The 16,394-nt window shown below is 55.2% G+C and carries 14 protein-coding genes and 1 tRNA gene; 10 read left to right on the top strand and 5 right to left on the bottom strand.

Annotation, left to right across the window (positions count from 1 at the left end):
* Positions 1–2 precede the first annotated feature (2 nt).
* Entirely contained in the window at positions 3–710 is a 708-nt protein-coding gene (locus ACJ9N4_RS05615) for a CoA transferase subunit A (RefSeq protein ID WP_411500317.1), read from the bottom strand.
* Between the two features lie 140 nt (positions 711–850).
* On the opposite strand from ACJ9N4_RS05615, the gene ACJ9N4_RS05610 reads away from it, so the two are divergent.
* Positions 851–1,735: a LysR family transcriptional regulator gene (locus tag ACJ9N4_RS05610; RefSeq protein WP_196390488.1), complete on the top strand. Its 885-nt coding sequence runs from the start codon at positions 851–853 to the stop codon at positions 1,733–1,735.
* A gap of 176 nt (positions 1,736–1,911) precedes the next feature.
* Here the strand turns inward: ACJ9N4_RS05610 and ACJ9N4_RS05605 are convergent.
* Positions 1,912–1,987 (bottom strand) — tRNA-Phe (locus ACJ9N4_RS05605).
* A gap of 470 nt (positions 1,988–2,457) precedes the next feature.
* On the opposite strand from ACJ9N4_RS05605, the gene ACJ9N4_RS05600 reads away from it, so the two are divergent.
* The gene (locus tag ACJ9N4_RS05600; RefSeq protein ID WP_411500316.1) at positions 2,458–4,593 is read left to right on the top strand and encodes an ornithine decarboxylase; all 2,136 of its coding nucleotides are present in this window, start codon (positions 2,458–2,460) and stop codon (positions 4,591–4,593) included.
* Between the two features lie 54 nt (positions 4,594–4,647).
* Here ACJ9N4_RS05600 and ACJ9N4_RS05595 read toward each other — a convergent pair whose 3' ends face one another.
* Positions 4,648–5,340: a response regulator gene (locus ACJ9N4_RS05595; protein ID WP_182272607.1), complete on the bottom strand. Its 693-nt coding sequence runs from the start codon at positions 5,338–5,340 to the stop codon at positions 4,648–4,650.
* Positions 5,330–6,967 carry an ATP-binding protein gene (locus ACJ9N4_RS05590; RefSeq protein WP_395122970.1) on the bottom strand — a complete coding sequence of 546 codons (1,638 nt, stop codon included), beginning with the start codon at positions 6,965–6,967 and terminating at the stop codon, positions 5,330–5,332. The genes ACJ9N4_RS05595 and ACJ9N4_RS05590 overlap by 11 nt, the downstream gene beginning before the upstream one ends.
* A gap of 336 nt (positions 6,968–7,303) precedes the next feature.
* On the opposite strand from ACJ9N4_RS05590, the gene ACJ9N4_RS05585 reads away from it, so the two are divergent.
* Genes ACJ9N4_RS05585 through citG form a run of 8 tightly spaced genes read left to right on the top strand, consistent with a single transcriptional unit; the run spans position 7,304 to position 14,627 of the window.
* A complete protein-coding gene (locus ACJ9N4_RS05585) occupies positions 7,304–8,665 on the top strand; it encodes a 2-hydroxycarboxylate transporter family protein (protein ID WP_411500315.1) in 1,362 nt (453 codons plus the stop codon).
* 17 nt (positions 8,666–8,682) lie between these two features.
* Positions 8,683–9,546, top strand: coding sequence for a fumarylacetoacetate hydrolase family protein (locus ACJ9N4_RS05580; protein WP_182272605.1), 864 nt, complete (start codon positions 8,683–8,685; stop codon positions 9,544–9,546).
* A gap of 13 nt (positions 9,547–9,559) precedes the next feature.
* Complete coding sequence (gene citC, locus ACJ9N4_RS05575) at positions 9,560–10,582, top strand: [citrate (pro-3S)-lyase] ligase (RefSeq protein WP_182272604.1); 1,023 nt, start codon at positions 9,560–9,562, stop codon at positions 10,580–10,582.
* 16 nt (positions 10,583–10,598) lie between these two features.
* On the top strand, positions 10,599–10,892 hold the full coding sequence (citD, locus tag ACJ9N4_RS05570) for a citrate lyase acyl carrier protein (RefSeq protein WP_182272603.1): 294 nt from the start codon (positions 10,599–10,601) through the stop codon (positions 10,890–10,892).
* On the top strand, positions 10,889–11,764 hold the full coding sequence (gene citE / locus ACJ9N4_RS05565) for a citrate (pro-3S)-lyase subunit beta (RefSeq protein WP_182272602.1): 876 nt from the start codon (positions 10,889–10,891) through the stop codon (positions 11,762–11,764). The genes citD and citE overlap by 4 nt, the downstream gene beginning before the upstream one ends.
* A 10-nt stretch (positions 11,765–11,774) precedes the next feature.
* A complete protein-coding gene (citF, locus tag ACJ9N4_RS05560; RefSeq protein ID WP_182272601.1) occupies positions 11,775–13,292 on the top strand; it encodes a citrate lyase subunit alpha in 1,518 nt (505 codons plus the stop codon).
* Positions 13,293–13,294: 2 nt separating this feature from the next.
* Positions 13,295–13,834 (top strand): citrate lyase holo-[acyl-carrier protein] synthase, encoded by a 540-nt coding sequence (gene citX, locus ACJ9N4_RS05555; RefSeq protein ID WP_196390459.1) that lies wholly within the window; start codon positions 13,295–13,297, stop codon positions 13,832–13,834.
* Positions 13,812–14,627: a triphosphoribosyl-dephospho-CoA synthase CitG gene (gene citG / locus ACJ9N4_RS05550; RefSeq protein WP_182272599.1), complete on the top strand. Its 816-nt coding sequence runs from the start codon at positions 13,812–13,814 to the stop codon at positions 14,625–14,627. The genes citX and citG overlap by 23 nt, the downstream gene beginning before the upstream one ends.
* A gap of 75 nt (positions 14,628–14,702) precedes the next feature.
* On the opposite strand, the gene ACJ9N4_RS05545 is transcribed toward citG, so the two are convergent.
* A complete protein-coding gene (locus tag ACJ9N4_RS05545) occupies positions 14,703–15,959 on the bottom strand; it encodes a nucleoside permease (protein ID WP_182272598.1) in 1,257 nt (418 codons plus the stop codon).
* Positions 15,960–16,394: the final 435 nt, after the last annotated feature.

The following is a 16,394-nucleotide window of genomic DNA, read 5'->3' as shown; positions in this document are numbered from 1 at the left end:
AGTCAGACTCCCTCTGCGCGCAGCGTGCGCTGTTCAATGCGTTTTTCAAACTGGCCGACAATAATCCTGTCGACGTAAATCCCCGGGGTATGAATGGCAGACGGGGGCAATTCGCCCGGCGGGACAATTTCCTCCACCTCCACAACCGTTATCCGGCCTGCGGTTGCCATCAGGGGGTTAAAGTTTTGCGCGGTATGTCGGTAGATAACGTTGCCGTACCAGTCCGCTTTCCAGCCCTTGATGAGCGCGAAATCTCCGGTGATGGCCTCTTCCAGGATGTAGTGCTTACCTGCAAACTGGCGCGCTTCTTTGCCAGCCGCGACGGGAGTGCCATATCCGGTTGCCGTGTAAAATGCCGGAATACCGGCTCCGCCTGCGCGCACCTTTTCTGCCAGTGTCCCCTGAGGCGTCAGCTCAATCTCCAGCTCACCGCTCAGCACCTGTTGCTCAAATAACGCATTTTCGCCCACATACGACGCCACGACCTTGCGCACCTGACGTGTTTCGAGCAGGATCCCGAGACCGAAACCATCCACACCACAATTGTTTGAAACTACAGTCAGACCCTGCACCTGACGGCGTCTGACTTCCGCGATCAGATTTTCAGGAATACCGCACAGGCCGAAGCCGCCCGCCAGCAAGGTCATCCCGTCCGTCAGCCCATCCAGCGCCTGCGCATAGCTACCGACGCGCTTATCCAGTCCCGCCATAGTTATCTCTCCCGTTATCTGTGTCGGTATCATTAGGGGCGGTGACTCATTTGTTAATTTTGAATTTGTGACCCATTCATTTGGTTTTTTTATTAATTTGTTGTTAACTAAATTTTTTCAATTAGTTAACAAGGTGAAAAATGAGAATGAGTGTCAAACAGTTACGCGCGTTTTTAGCGGTAGCTCACACTCTGAATTTCGCGCATGCCAGCGAACGGTTGAATCTTTCCCAGCCAGCATTGAGCCTGACGATTAAAGGGCTGGAGGATGCGCTGGGAGGTCCGCTGTTACAGCGGAGCACACGTAAAGTTGCTCTGACGCAGGAGGGGGAGACGTTTTTACCGATGGCGCGGCAGCTGCTTGCCGACTGGGATAATGTCGAAGAGGCCATGCACCAGTGTTTTACGCTACAGCGTGGCAAAATCTCGGTTGCGGCGATGCCGTCATTTGCGGCTAACGTGCTGCCCGAGGTTCTGAAAACCTTTCGCGATCGCTATACCGGGATCAACGTCACCGTGCACGATGTCATCAACGAGCAGGTGATCGAGATGGTGCGGGAGGGACGGGTGGAGATGGGGATCGCCTTTGAGCCAGCGCCGACCCACAACCTGCTGTTTACCCCGCTGGGTCTCGATCGTTTTGTGGCGATCGTGCCGAAAGAGTCGGTTCTGGCTGCCCGAAAAAGCCTGTCCTGGGAGGAGTTGCTGACGCTGGATTTCATTACTCTGCAGCGCCCCTCGGCGGTACGTCTGATGATGGAAGAGGAACTGGCCCGCAGCGGTCGCAGGCTGGATGTCGCGCTGGAAAGTCACCAGCTGGTGACGGTTGGTCGAATGGTTGCCAGTGGGCTTGGCGGCAGCGCCGTCCCGGCTCTGTGCGCGTCGCAGATGACGTCGCTGGGTGCGGTCTGTATTCCGCTGGAGAACCCGTCGATTGAAAAGTGCATCGGTGTTATCCACCCTGGGCATACGCAGCTGTCTAAAGCGGCACATGCCCTGCTTGAAACACTGAAACAGTTTTATTGACCCGTTTCTGTTGATTAATGCACGGTGGTGCTTTCTTTCCTGAGAGCGGATTTGAAGGATGAAAAATACCGGGCGATGGAAAAGGCAGGGTGGGGTGTTTGCGGTTTGTATGATCAGATATTTACCAGAACCCCAAAAGCAAAAAACCAGCCCGTAGGCTGGTTTCTTTAAATTAGTGGTGCCCGGACTCGGAATCGAACCAAGGACACGGGGATTTTCAATCCCCTGCTCTACCGACTGAGCTATCCGGGCAACGGGGCGCATTAAACCCGATTCACCCACCGCCGTCAACGAAATTTGTTGTTTTCGTTACAGACTGCACACTCTCTCACCAGTTCGCCGTAATCTTAAGCGAAAAGTGCGTCCAGAGTGCAGACAGCGGTATGGTGACCACGGCAAACCGCTTAATCCCGTAGATTTCAGCTCTGTTACCAGCATCAGGCTGCAGTCCAGTCATTAATAGCCAAAGAAACACCCTGTTATTTACTCACTGAGAATGCATTATTATTAAGTTTCGCTTCAGGCTGGTGCTAAGTCTGGGGTGGTTTAGTGCATACTGATTCCTTCTTGCACCCTAAAATAAAAGATGACATGATTGCGCGAATTTTCTCCTTTCAGTGTACGGAGCCGCCAATGATGATGATGTCTGTCGCTGCGCGAACGCTCACCCGTATCAACGTAAACTACTCCTGTCTCACCGTTCGGTGAGGGTAACTGCGCTTATGAAAACCATGAAAATCGCCGTCAGCCGCGAGCTGGTCTCTGCTGTGTCCACGCACCGGGAAAAGGTGACGCTGGACAGTACCGATTTTACCGATGTGGCGGCTGTCGTCATTACGGTCGCTGAAAGCTGTAGCGGTATCCTTGCGTTGCTGAAACGTACAGGCTTTCAGTTACCGGTGTTTATATTCTCGCAAGAGCCGATGGATGTTCCTGAAGGTGCCACTGCCACGATTACTGGTAAAGCACAAGAGTTCCTGGAACTGGAGTCTGCCGCCAGCCGTTACGAAGAGAACCTGTTACCGCCATTTTTTGACACCCTGAGTCAGTATGTGGCGATGGGCAATAGCACCTTTGCCTGCCCGGGGCACCAGCACGGCGCATTTTTCAAAAAACACCCTGCGGGGCGGCAGTTCTTTGATTTCTTTGGTGAGAATGTTTTTCGCGCCGATATGTGCAACGCCGATGTGAAGCTGGGGGATCTGCTGATCCACGAAGGCTCAGCCAAGCATGCGCAAAAATTTGCTGCAAAAGTGTTTAACGCAGATAAAACCTACTTCGTGCTGAACGGCACTTCCGCTGCCAATAAGGTCGTCACCAACGCGCTGCTGACCCGTGGCGATCTGGTGCTGTTTGACCGTAACAACCATAAGTCCAACCACCACGGGGCGTTAATCCAGGCGGGGGCAACGCCGGTCTACCTTGAAGCGGCGCGCAACCCGTTTGGTTTTATTGGTGGAATTGATGCGCACTGTTTTGATGATGCGTACCTCAGAAGTCTGATCCGCGACGTTGCACCGGAAAAAGCCGATGAGGCTCGCCCGTTCCGCCTGGCGGTTATCCAGCTTGGCACCTACGATGGCACGATCTACAACGCGCGTCAGGTGATCGACAAGATCGGCCATCTTTGCGACTACATTCTGTTTGATTCTGCGTGGGTGGGCTACGAACAATTTATCCCGATGATGGCGGAAACGTCCCCGCTGTTGCTGGAACTGACCGGGAACGATCCGGGCATTTTCGTGACCCAGTCGGTGCATAAGCAACAGGCCGGGTTCTCGCAAACCTCGCAGATCCATAAAAAGGATAACCACATTCGTGGTCAGGCGCGCTTCTGCCCGCACAAGCGGCTCAACAATGCATTTATGCTGCATGCCTCGACCAGCCCGTTTTATCCGCTGTTCGCGGCGCTGGATGTGAACGCCAAAATCCACGAAGGGGAAAGCGGACGCAGGCTGTGGGCGGAGTGCGTGGAGCTGGGCATAGAGGCGCGCAAGGCGATCATTGCCAACTGCCATATGATCAAACCGTTTATTCCACCGGTGGTGGCGGGGAGGCCGTGGCAGGATCACCCAACGCACGCCATCGCCAGCGAACTTCGTTTCTTCAGCTTTGAGCCGGGCGCAAAATGGCACGGTTTTGAGGGCTATGCCCACGAGCAGTATTTTGTCGATCCGTGCAAATTGCTGCTGACCACGCCGGGTATTGATGCACAAACCGGTAACTACACTGAGTTTGGTATACCGGCGACCATTCTCGCGCACTACCTGCGTGAAAATGGCATCGTGCCGGAGAAGTGCGATCTCAACTCGATCCTGTTCCTGCTGACACCAGCCGAAAGCCACGAGAAGCTGGCGCAACTGGTGGCGATGCTGGGTCAGTTTGAACAGCATATTGAAGACGACACGCCGCTTGCAGACGTGCTGCCGACCATCTACCAGAAATATCCGGTGCGCTACCGCGATTACACCCTCCGTCAGCTGTGCCAGGAGATGCACGATCTTTACGTCAGCTTTAACGTTAAAGATCTGCAGAAGGCGATGTTCCGCCAGGAGAGCCTGCCAGCGGTGGTAATGAACCCGCAGGATGCGAACCAGGAGTATATTCGCGGGAACGTGGAATTAGTGCGCATACGCGACGCGGAAGGTCGCATTGCCGCTGAGGGCGCGCTGCCGTATCCGCCAGGAGTGCTGTGCGTGGTGCCGGGTGAAATCTGGGGTGGGGCGGTGCAACGTTACTTCCTTGCGCTGGAGGAGGGTATCAACCTGCTGCCGGGCTTCTCGCCAGAGTTGCAGGGGGTTTACAGCGAGAAGGATGCGGACGGGATTAAGCGATTGTATGGGTATGTTTTAAGATAGTGCGGGCTGTTGCCCTCACCCTAACCCTCTCCCACAGGGAGAGGGAACGTTTCATCAAACCACACTACGCTTATACATCCTCCGCGGATGCCCAATCTTCCCGTACAGCATCTCCACGCTCAGAAACCCCACCTCTACGCAGTGCTCCAGATAGCGTCGGGTAGTGGTTTTACTTAAGCCTGTTTCGCTCACCACTTCATCCACCGAGAAGCAGTGCGTCGCGTTGTCATTAAACAGCATCTGCACCCGCGCCAGCGTGTTTTCCTCAATGCCTTTGCTGCCGTTATCCTGGCGGTAGTTTTTCGCCTGCAGTTGATACAGCGAATCCACGTTCTGCTGGTCGACAATCTTCCAGACGCGTTGCTGTTCGGCGAACTGCACAAAGCGTTCAAGCGACTGGCTGAGCCGCTTCCAGGAGACTGGCTTCAGAATGTAATCAAATGCGCCGTTGCGAATGGCCTGGCTGCAGGTATCCATGTCGCTGGCGGCAGTGATGAAAATCACCGAACAGTTGGCGCGGGCCAGCATCGGGTTACTGATCAGGGTGATCCCCTTGCCATCCGGCAGGTAGTTGTCCAGCAGCATGAGCTGCGGTTGTTTGCTTTCAAGCTGTGCCTGTGCGTCAGCCAGCGATGAGGCCACCCCCACCAGCCGTAGTCTGGGATGTTTACTGATAAGCTCCGCGTGAAGTTGCGCCAGTTCGTTCTCGTCTTCAACGATCAGTACGTCGATAAGTTCATGTTGCATAATCGGTATCTTCCAGTTCCTGTGCGGGACGTCGCGCGGCTCCCGTCGCGGGAATAAACAGTGAGAAAATGGCACCGCGGGGCGTGTTATCGGCAATTTCTATTGCTCCGCCAGCCTGCGTGACATAGCTTTCGATCAGATACAGGCCAATGCCATGATCGCCGCGTGTTTTGGTGGTGATGCCGCGCTCAAATATCCTTTCACGGATCTCCGGTTTGATGCCAACGCCCTGGTCGGCCACTTCAATGATGAGTTCCTGTTCGTTCAGTTTTATTAGCACATTGACCGGCTCGTGCGGAAGCGGTGCGCGCTGCGTCGCTTCGATGGCGTTATCCAGCAGGTTGCCAATAATTGAAATCAGTTCCGATTCGAGCAGAGGCTGGAAGGGTTTATCCATCCGGCAGGCCGGGTCGAAATTCAGCTCAACCCCTTTTTCGCGGGCACGCGCCGCTTTGCCCAGCAGCAGGCCGCACAGCGTCGGGGAGCTAAAGCGTGATGAGATAAAGTCCAGCAGCTCCTGTGCGTGTTCCGATTGCGCCTGAATGTAACCTATTGCCTCTTCATAACGCCCCATATGCAGCAGACCGGACAGGGTCGTCATACGGTTGAGCTGTTCATGGCGCATAATGCGCAGGTTGTCGACGTAGCGTTTAACCTGGCTGAGCTGTGTGCTGAGAGTGTCGATTTCATTGCGGTCGCGGAAGGTGATGACCCAGCCCTGAAGTGAATCTTCCAGCATAATCCGCACACGGCTGGCAATGACCGTGAGATCGTTAAACCGGCAAATCTCATCATGGGTATCTTTCGCCAGCATAGCCGGTGTATTGAAAAACGGGACGGGGTCGATAACCTGGCTAATCAGTTGCCCTCGCAGCTCCCGCGCTGGCTGGCTTAACCCCAGTAATTTTCTGGCAGCCTGGTTGATGACCTCAATGCGCAGTTCATCATCAATGGCAATCACCCCTTCATAAATAGACTCCATCATCGCCTTTTGCTGGCGCACCAGCAGGCCGATTTCACGTGGCTCCAGAGAGAAGATCTGCTTTTTAATACTGCGGGTGAAAAACCACGAGAAGATGAACAGGGCGAACAGCAGCAGCACGGCAGCAATCAGAATGTTGACCACTTTATTGACGGTGATGGTGTCAAGATAGCTGGTGAGATACCCCACCGAGACAATCCCCACCACCTGCCCGGCATCGTTAAAGATGGGCGCTTTGCTGCGCAGCGAAATACCCAGGCCCCCTTTGCGGATGGTGGTGGTGCTTTTGCCGTGTAAGACCTCTTCGTTGTCCCCACCGACCAGCGTTGTACCCACTTTGTCAGCAAACACGGAATGAAACAGATGCAGCCCCTGATTATCGCCAATCACAATAAAACTGGCATCGCTGTGGGTAGCTATTTTTTGCATAAAGGAATGGATTGCTTTGATATCTTTTTGTTCGACTTCATTACGTAAAGTCGGAATAATTGCAATTTCTTCCGCCTGTATTTTTGCGCGTGTGCTCATCTCCTGATAAAGCTGCCTGCCGACATCGACATAATAATATCCGCCCAGTAATGCAAACAGCACTGAGAAAAAGGCGACCAGCGAAACAAACAGTTTGATCTGAAACGATACTTTCATCACTATCACGCGAGGTATCAAGGAAGGACGCCAATATATCATCTTTTTTTGTACTGACGTCTGCTTTGCCGAAAACTTGTGATCCCTTGCACAGCACGGTCTGTAAAAGATTTATCTGAAAGGAACAGGCTCAGTTCAGAAATGTTATTTGTTTGTTCGGTTAAGAAAAGAAACCATAAAAACCACGGCAATAAATAAGGCGTAAATCACATTAAATAAAAGAAACCATTAAAACCATAGTGGCCATTAAAACTTCGCTTTTAATATGTCATTCCTCACATAAAGTAAGCCTTTGTGACTCTAAGCTGAACGCACAAAATAACTAAGGGGCTTATTATGAGCACAACTGACGATTCATTCTCTGTTACCCACGACCCGATTGATATTCAACGGCCATCACTCAAAGAGCGCTGGTGGCATATTATGGATACCTGGAAAATTGGGATTATTCCACTGCCGCTGTTCGTGCTGGCAGGCGCGCTGATTGCCATTGATTGCCTGGGCGGAAAGCTGCCGAGCGACATCGTGGTGATGGTAGCGACGCTGGCATTTTTCGGTTTTGCCTGCGGTGAATTCGGTAAACGTCTGCCGATTGTCGGCAAGCTCGGCGCGGCGGCGATTTGCGCCACCTTTATTCCCTCCGCGCTGGTCTATTATGGCCTGCTGCCGGACGTGGTGGTTGAATCTACCACCAAATTCTACAAATCCACCAACATTCTTTATCTCTACATCTGCTGCATTATTGTCGGCAGCATTATGAGTATGAACCGCACCGTGCTGATCCAGGGCTTCCTGCGCATCTTCTTCCCGATGCTGTGTGGTGAAATCGTCGGCATGATTGTCGGGATGGGCGTGGGCCTGGCGCTGGGTCTTGAACCGTTCCAGATCTTCTTCTTTATTATTCTGCCAATTATGGCCGGCGGCGTGGGCGAAGGGGCGATCCCGCTCTCCATCGGTTATGCCACATTGTTGCATATGGACCAGGGTGTGGCGCTCGGTCGCGTGTTGCCGATGGTGATGCTGGGTGGTCTGACGGCGATCATTATCTCCGGCTGTCTGAACCAGCTCGGTAAACGTTATCCGCACCTGACCGGTGAAGGCCAGCTGATGCCAAACCGCACTAATGCCGATGCCACCGTCTCTCAACCTGCGTTTTCCGGTAAAGCGGACGTTACTACTATCGCCTCTGGCGCACTGCTGGCGGTACTGCTCTACATGCTGGGTATGCTCGGCCACAAGCTGATTGGCCTGCCTGCACCGGTTGGCATGCTGTTTATGGCGGTGCTGGTGAAGCTGTGCAACGGTGCTTCTCCGCGTCTGCTTGAAGGTTCTCAGGTGGTCTACAAATTCTTCCAGACCTCTGTGACCTACCCAATCCTCTTCGCCGTCGGCGTGGCGATCACCCCGTGGCACGAACTGGTCGCTGCATTCACCGTCAGCAACCTGCTGGTTATCGTCAGCACCGTTTCCGCACTGGTGGCAACCGGGTTCTTCGTGGGTAAAAAGATTGGTATGCACCCGATTGATGTCGCCATCGTTTCCTGCTGCCAGAGCGGCCAGGGCGGTACCGGTGACGTGGCGATCCTGACCGCAGGCAACCGCATGAGCCTGATGCCCTTCGCCCAGATAGCTACCCGTATTGGCGGCGCGATTAACGTCTCCGTCTCACTGCTGATACTGGGCAACTTCCTCGTTTAAGTTTTCAGGAAAGAACAATGAAACTCGCAAGCTTTTTATACCAGGGTAAACGCAGCTACGGCATCGTGCAGGCCGACGGCGTGATTGATTTAGGTCGCCGTCTGGGCGACCGCTACAGCGACCTGAAAGCGCTGTTGCAGGGCAACGGGCTGGTGCAGGCCACCCGTTATCTGAACGATGCAGTAGATGTGCCAATGAGCGCCATCACCTTCTTACCGGTGATTGAGCAGCCGGAAAAAATCCTCTGCGTGGGCATGAATTACGCCGACAAGCGCAAGGAGTTTGACCAGCACAACCCGGCACCGACGCTGTTTGTCCGCTTTCCGGATTCGCAGACCGGCCACAACGAACCGGTGCTTAAGCCGCGTCATTCCAGCGAGTTCGACTATGAGGGCGAGCTGGCGGTGATCATCGGCAAAGGCGGGGAGAACATCAGCCGCGACGATGCGTTGCATCACGTGGCGGGCTACAGCTGCTACATGGATGGTTCCGCCCGCGACTGGCAGCACACCTGGTTCACGGCCGGGAAAAACTGGCGTCAGACCGGGGCGTTTGGCCCGTGGATGGCGACGGCAGATGAGATCCCGGACCCGCACCAGCTGGCTATCCGCACCTGGCTGAATGGCCGCATGGTACAGGAAGACAACACCAGCAGCATGATCCACAAGGTGGCGGAGCTGATCGAATACATCAGCACCTTTACGCGCCTCAGCCCGGGGGATGTGATCATCACCGGATCCCCTGGCGGTGTGGGTAAAAAACGTAACCCGCCACTGTTTATGAAAGAGGGCGATCGTATTGAGGTGGAGATCGAGCATATCGGTCATCTGAGCAATGTGATCATGGAAGCGCCAGCCGCCGGGCTTGCGGCAGCACACTGAGTAAGGCGGCAGCATGCAATCACAACCCATTGATTTTCGTCACACCCTTGTGGCGAAACACCCGGAACGCTTAAGCCAGATCCGTTACCTGCTGGCAGACAGCGGTCTTGGCCTGGACAACGACATCACGCTGTTTGTCGAAGCCTGGGCTGGCACACAGCTGGTGGGTTGTGCCGGGCTTGCCGCCAACGTCATCAAATGTGTGGCGGTAAACGAGCAACTGCGCGGGGAAAACCTGAGCGCACGTTTGCTGGCAGAGGTGGAGAATGCGGCGCTGGAGCGCGGCCATTTTCACCTCTTCCTCTGCACCCGGCCTTGCAACAAGGTACGTTTTGGTCGCAGCGGTTTCTGGCCAATCGCCCAGAGCGGTGATAACGCGGTGTTAATGGAGAACACCCCGCAGGGAATTGAACGTTACTGCCGCTCACTCAGCACGATGCGCAAGCGTGGGGAGAAGATTGGCGCGATTGTGATGAACGCCAACCCGTTCACCCTCGGCCACCGGCATCTGGTGGAGCAGGCGGCACAACAGTGCGATGCGCTGCACCTGTTTGTGGTGCGTGAAGACGCCTCGTTCTTCCCGTTCAGCGCACGCCTGGAGATGGTGCGCGCGGGTGTGGCGCATCTGGCGAACGTGACCGTACATGAAGGATCGCAGTACATCATTTCCCGCGCCACGTTTCCGGCCTATTTCCTGAAGGAGAGCGGCAAAGTGCAGCAGGCGTGGAGTGAGATCGACGTGCTGATCTTCCGCGATTACATCGCCCCGGCGCTGGGGATCACCCATCGCTTTATCGGCTCGGAGCCATTTTGCGATATCACCCGCCAGTACAACCAGACGCTGCACGCCCTGCTTACCTCACATATTGAGGTGGTGGAAATGCCGCGCATTAAGGCCACCGGTAACGCTATTTCGGCATCGGAAGTGCGCCGTTTACTCAAGACACAGCAGTTTTCCCGGATCCGGGAGATTGTCCCGGACTCCACCTTCGCGCATCTCGAAACGCATTACCGCGCGAGTGCGGAAGTCGCATAACTATCAGGAATTTATCATGAAAATTGTAAGGGAGGCGCTGGCCGGTACGCAGGAGTCCAGCGACCTGATGGTGAAAATCGCCCCCGCTCACGACGAGCTGGAGATTGTCATCCACAGTGAAGTGATTAAGCAGTTTGGCGAGCAAATCCGCCAGGTCGTGAATGACACATTGCGCGCCATGAACGTGCACCAGGGATTAATCATTATTGAAGACAAAGGTGCGCTGGACTGTGTGATCCGCGCCCGCCTGCAAAGCGCGCTTCTGCGTGCCGCTGATGAACAGGCCATTAACTGGGGGGCGCTGAAATGAGCAAACTCCGCCGCAGTATGTTGTTCCTGCCGGGCGCGAATGCCGCCATGCTCTCAACGGCGTTTATCTACCGTCCTGACTCCATCATGTTCGACCTTGAAGATGCGGTTGCCCTGCGTGAGAAAGATACCGCGCGCATGCTGGTGTTCCACGCGCTGCAGCACCCGATGTATCAGGATATCGAAACCGTGGTGCGCATTAACCCGCTGAGCACGCCGTTTGGCTTGCTGGATCTGGAAGCTGCCGTGCGGGCCGGTGTGGATGTGATCCGCCTGCCGAAAACCGACACGCCGGATGACATCTATGAGCTGGAAGGCCATCTGGAACGCATCGAGCGTGAATGCGGACGCGAGCCAGGCTCAACCCGCGTAATGGCAGCGATTGAATCGGCGATTGGCGTGATCAACGCCGTGGCGATTGCCCGCAGCTCCCCGCGTTTAATCGGCATCGCACTGGCGGCTTTTGACTACGTAATGGACATGCAGACCGAGCGTGGTGATGGCACCGAACTGTTCTATGCCCGCTGTGCGGTGCTGCACGCCGCCCGCGCCGCAGGCATTGATGCCTTCGACGTGGTGTGGTCAGACGTTAACGATGAGGCCGGGTTCCTGCGCGAGGTCGACTTGATCCGCAAGATGGGCTTTAACGGCAAATCGCTGATTAACCCGCGTCAGATTGATCTGCTGCATAACGCCTATGCGCCAACCCAGCAGGAAGTGGATCACGCGAAACGGGTGATTGAAGCGGCAGAAGAGGGCGAACGTAACGGCCTGGGCGTCGTGTCGCTCAACGGCAAAATGGTCGACGCCCCGATTATTAACCACGCGCAGATGGTGCTGGAACGCGCGGCAGCTTCCGGCGTGCGTCGTTAAGGATTACACAATGAACCAGACAGAACTTCTCCATGTGAATTTTCCCCATCTGCGGGATTTAAAACCGTTTGATACCGCCCATAGCGCAACGCCGTGGCTGAATAGCCCTGACGAAAAACATACCCGCAAGCTGTGCGAGTCCGTTGAAGAGGCCGTGTTACGTAGCGGCCTGCAGGACGGGATGACCATTTCGTTTCACCATGCGTTTCGCGAAGGCGACCGGGTGATCAATAACGTTGTGGCGCTGTTGGCGAAGATGGGTTTCAAAAACCTGACGCTGGCCTCCAGCTCACTGATGACCTGCAACGACGCGCTGATCGAACATATTGAGAGCGGCGTTATCACCCGGATTTACACCTCGGGCATGCGCGGCAGGCTGGCGGATGCCATCTCTCACGGGCTGATGGACGAGCCAGTGCAAATTCACTCCCACGGTGGGCGCGTTAAGCTGTTGCAGGACGGTGAGCTGAATATCGACGTGGCGTTTCTCGGTGTACCGTGCAGTGACGAGTTTGGCAATGCCAACGGCACGCACGGCAAATCAAGCTGTGGCTCGCTGGGCTACGCGATGGTGGATGCTCACTTTGCCCGTAAGGTGGTGCTGCTGACCGAAGCGCTGGTGCCGTTCCCGAATATGCCTGCCAGCCTGGTGCAGGATCAGGTGGATTACATCGTGCAGGTGGAAAGCGTCGGCGATCCGGCGAAAATCAGCGTTGGCGCGGCACGCGTGACCAGTAACCCGCGCGAGCTGATGATTGCCCGCTATGCGGCAGACGTGATTGAACACTCAGGTTATTTCAAACCTGGCTTCTCTATGCAGACCGGCTCCGGTGCAGCGTCCACCGCCTGTACCCGCTTTATGGAAGAGAAGATGGAGCGCAGCGGCGTGAAGGCGCGATTTGCGCTTGGGGGGATCACCGGCAGTCTGGTGGATCTGCACGAAAAAGGGCTGATCGAAAAACTGCTCGATACCCAGTGCTTTGACGGCCAGGCGGCAGCCTCACTGGCGCGTAACCCGAACCATGTGGAGATCTCTACTAACGTCTACGCCAACCCTGGCAGCAAGGCGGCATGCTGCGACCAGCTCGATGTGGTGATCCTCAGCGCCCTGGAAATCGACGTCGATTTCAATGTCAACGTCATCACTGGATCTGATGGCGTGATGCGCGGTGCATCTGGCGGTCACTGTGATGTGGCAGCGGCTGCCAATCTGACCATTGTGGTTGCGCCGCTGTTGCGTAGCCGCATTCCCACGGTGGTGAAACGCGTGACCACACGCCTGACGCCGGGGGAGAGCATCGATGTGCTGGTGACCGATCACGGCATCGCGGTCAACCCGGCACGTCCGGAGATCCGCGAGCGCCTGCTTGCTGCGGGCCTCCGCATTGTGGATATCTACGCGCTCTTTGAGCGTGCAATTTCACTGACTGGTGTACCAAAACCCATTGAATTTACCGACAAAATCGTTGGTGTTATCCGCTACCGTGACGGCAGCGTGATAGACACCGTGCGACAGGTGAAGGAGTAACGATGACTATAGCGACACCCGTGCGGGCGGGTGTCAGCCTGGATGAACTGCTGGCGGCGAAAGAGCGCCGCGCAGCACGCCAGACTGACTGGCTTACGCACTATCAACAACCAGTGATTTCTCTCACCCTGGTGACGCCAGGGGAAATTAAAGACAGCCTGCGCTATCGCAACACGATGGGCGTGGCATTACAGATGTGCGATCAACTGCTGTGGGAAAACCGCTGGCAGGTGCTGGACAGGCAGGTGCTGTGGCTGCCCACCGGGCCAGAAGCGTTGTGGTGTGTAGCGCATCAGGCTGCGGAAATGAAAGCGCACTGTGCGGCGCTGGAGCAGACGCATCCGCTTGGCCGGTTGTGGGATCTGGACGTGATCTGCCCTGAAAATGGTCATGTGGGGCGTCAGTCTCTGGGTTCGCATCTGCGTCGCTGCCTGATTTGTGACGAACCTGCTCACGCCTGTTCCCGCTCGCGAAATCATCCCGTTGAGCAGGTGGTGGCCCGGGTGGAGAAGATGATTGATGACTGGTTTGCTCGCGACTAAACCGCGTCCGGCGGATGTCCCCGGGCTTGCCGAAGAGGCGTTATGGCATGAACTGGAACTGACGCCAAAACCGGGGCTGGTGGATAAGCTTAACAACGGCGCGCATCGCGATATGGATCACACCCTGTTTGTTCGCAGCATCAGGGCGGTTACACCGTGGTTTTCCCGCTTTGCCGAGCTGGGGTCAGAACATGCGGGTAAACCGGTGGCTGAGCAACTGCGCCTCATCCGCCCAATGGGCATTGCCTGCGAGCAGGCAATGTATGCCGCGACAAACGGGGTGAACACCCATAAAGGGGGGATTTTTGCCCTCGGTTTGCTCTGTTTCGCCTCCGGGCGTGTGAACAATGTGTCCGCAGATAGCCTCTGTTGTGAAGTAAGTAACATCTGTCGTGGGATGGTGGCGCGTGAACTGGCCGGGCGCAGCGGGCAGGCAACCGCGGGCGAGCGGCAGTATCAGCAGTATGGTTTAACCGGCGCGCGCGGCGAGGCAGAAAGTGGTTTTAGCACCGTGCGTAAGGTGCTGGAGCAGTGGAGTGGACATTCGCTTCACGGTCTGCTGTTACGCCTGATGGCGGTGAATCAGGACAGCAATCTGGTGTCGCGCGGCGGTATGGAAGGGCTGCGTTACGTACAGGGGTATGCGCGGGAAATGTTGGCCAGCGGTTGGGATCGTGATGCGTTACTTAAGATGGATACCGCGTTGACTGAACGTAACTTAAGCCCCGGAGGCAGTGCGGATTTATTGTCGGTAGGATGGGTCATTTCGAAATGTAGGCCGGGTAAGCGTTAGCGCTACCCGGCACAACAACATCCGCTTATGTCGGCCCGGTAAGCGCAGCGCTACCGGGCGAAAAGGCATCAGGGATTAATGCGCGATTGGCTGTGTACCATGCGTTTCGCGAACGTGCTTGTACTTGAACAGCGCGATGAACGCGAAGAACAGTACCAGCGAGTAAGCGGCGAAGATGAGCCACACGGGATGCCAGTTGGTGATGCCGTTGGTGGTGTATATCTCGACCACTTTACCGCTCACTACGCCGCCCAGAATACAGCCGAAGCCGTTGGTCATCATCAGGAACATACCCTGCGCACTGGCGCGGATTTCAGGCTTCACTTCTTTTTCCACAAACACCGAACCGGAGATGTTGAAGAAGTCGAAGGCGCAGCCGTAAACAATCATCGACAGAACCAGCAGCACGGTGCCGAACGCGCTTGGATCACCGTAGGCGAACAAGCCGAAGCGCAGCATCCACGCCGCGATACTGATCAGCATGACGTTCTTGATGCCGTAGCGGCTCAGGAAGAACGGGATGGTCAGGATGAACAGTGTCTCAGAGATCTGAGAGATGGACATCATCACCGACGCGTGCTCAACGATAAAGCTACCGGAGAACAGTGGGTTGTTATCGAAGCTGTGCAGGAAGGTGTTGCCGAACATGTTAGTGATCTGCAGCTCTGCACCCAGCAGCATGGAGAAGATGAAGAAGATCGCCATGCGTTTGTTTTTAAACAGCGCGAACGCATCCAGGCCGAGCATGGTGCTCCAGCTCTGGTTTTTTTGCTGGTTAGAAACAGGAATATGCGGCAGCGTCAGGGTGAACAGCGCCAGTACGACAGAGAGTGTCGCCCCGATGTAAAGCTGCATATGGCTCAGTTCGAAGCCTGCGAAGCTCACGCCCCACATGGCCATGATAAAGCCGATGGTGCCCCAGATACGGATTGGCGGGAAGTCGGTGATGATCTCCATACCGGCTGATTTCAGGCGGTAGTAAGAGATGGTGTTGACCAGGCCAAGCGTTGGCATATAGGCCAGCGAGTTAAACAGGATCACCATAAACATCGCCCCAGGCGTGGTCACCTGGGCCGCCATAAACAGCGTCCCCGCCCCCACCAGATGGCAAAGCATGTACAGCCATTTTGCGCTGAGCCATTTATCCGCCACGATACCCAGCAGCGTTGGCATAAAGACAGCCGCAATACCGAGCGAGCTGTATACGGCACCAATAGACGCACCATCGAACTTGAGCGTCACAAACATATAGGAACCGAGAGTAGTCAGCCAGCTACCCCACAGGCAGAACTGCAGAAACGACAATATTTTAAGCTGCAGCTTAAGGTTCATGTTACTTTCCTCACAAGTGAGCGGGAGATATGTTGTTATAGGAACATTCAGGGTTGTTATTTGATGCAATTCTATCAGCAGACGATGTTATGTTTTGTTACCTCCCGCAAAAAAATGCAATCCACATTAATTTGCAGTTTAGATTGTGATGCAAATAACATTTTCGTATGGGAAGGGGCTGTGAGGTCTATTCTCCTAACCTTCTCCTTTGGGGCTGAGGGTTCCCCAGTAATTTTGTTCTTCTTAAGCAATTAAACTATTTCATTGAAATATAAGACTTATAGCGACTCCATGGTCCGGCTGAAAATCGCCGAAGCGTTTCCGTAAGGCCGGGGCGAGGCGCAGGGATGCGCCGAGAGGGCATTGCCTGCAGGGATGCAGGCTAATGCCCGACCCGAAGCCTGAAGGAATAAGCTGAGGGTACCGCGCAGCGGC

This window comes from Enterobacter sp. LM3 (assembly GCF_046622475.1).
Classification (GTDB): domain Bacteria; phylum Pseudomonadota; class Gammaproteobacteria; order Enterobacterales; family Enterobacteriaceae; genus Enterobacter; species Enterobacter cloacae_P.
Note: the sequence above shows the minus strand (reverse complement) of the source record. Positions and strands in the feature narration are given on the sequence as shown.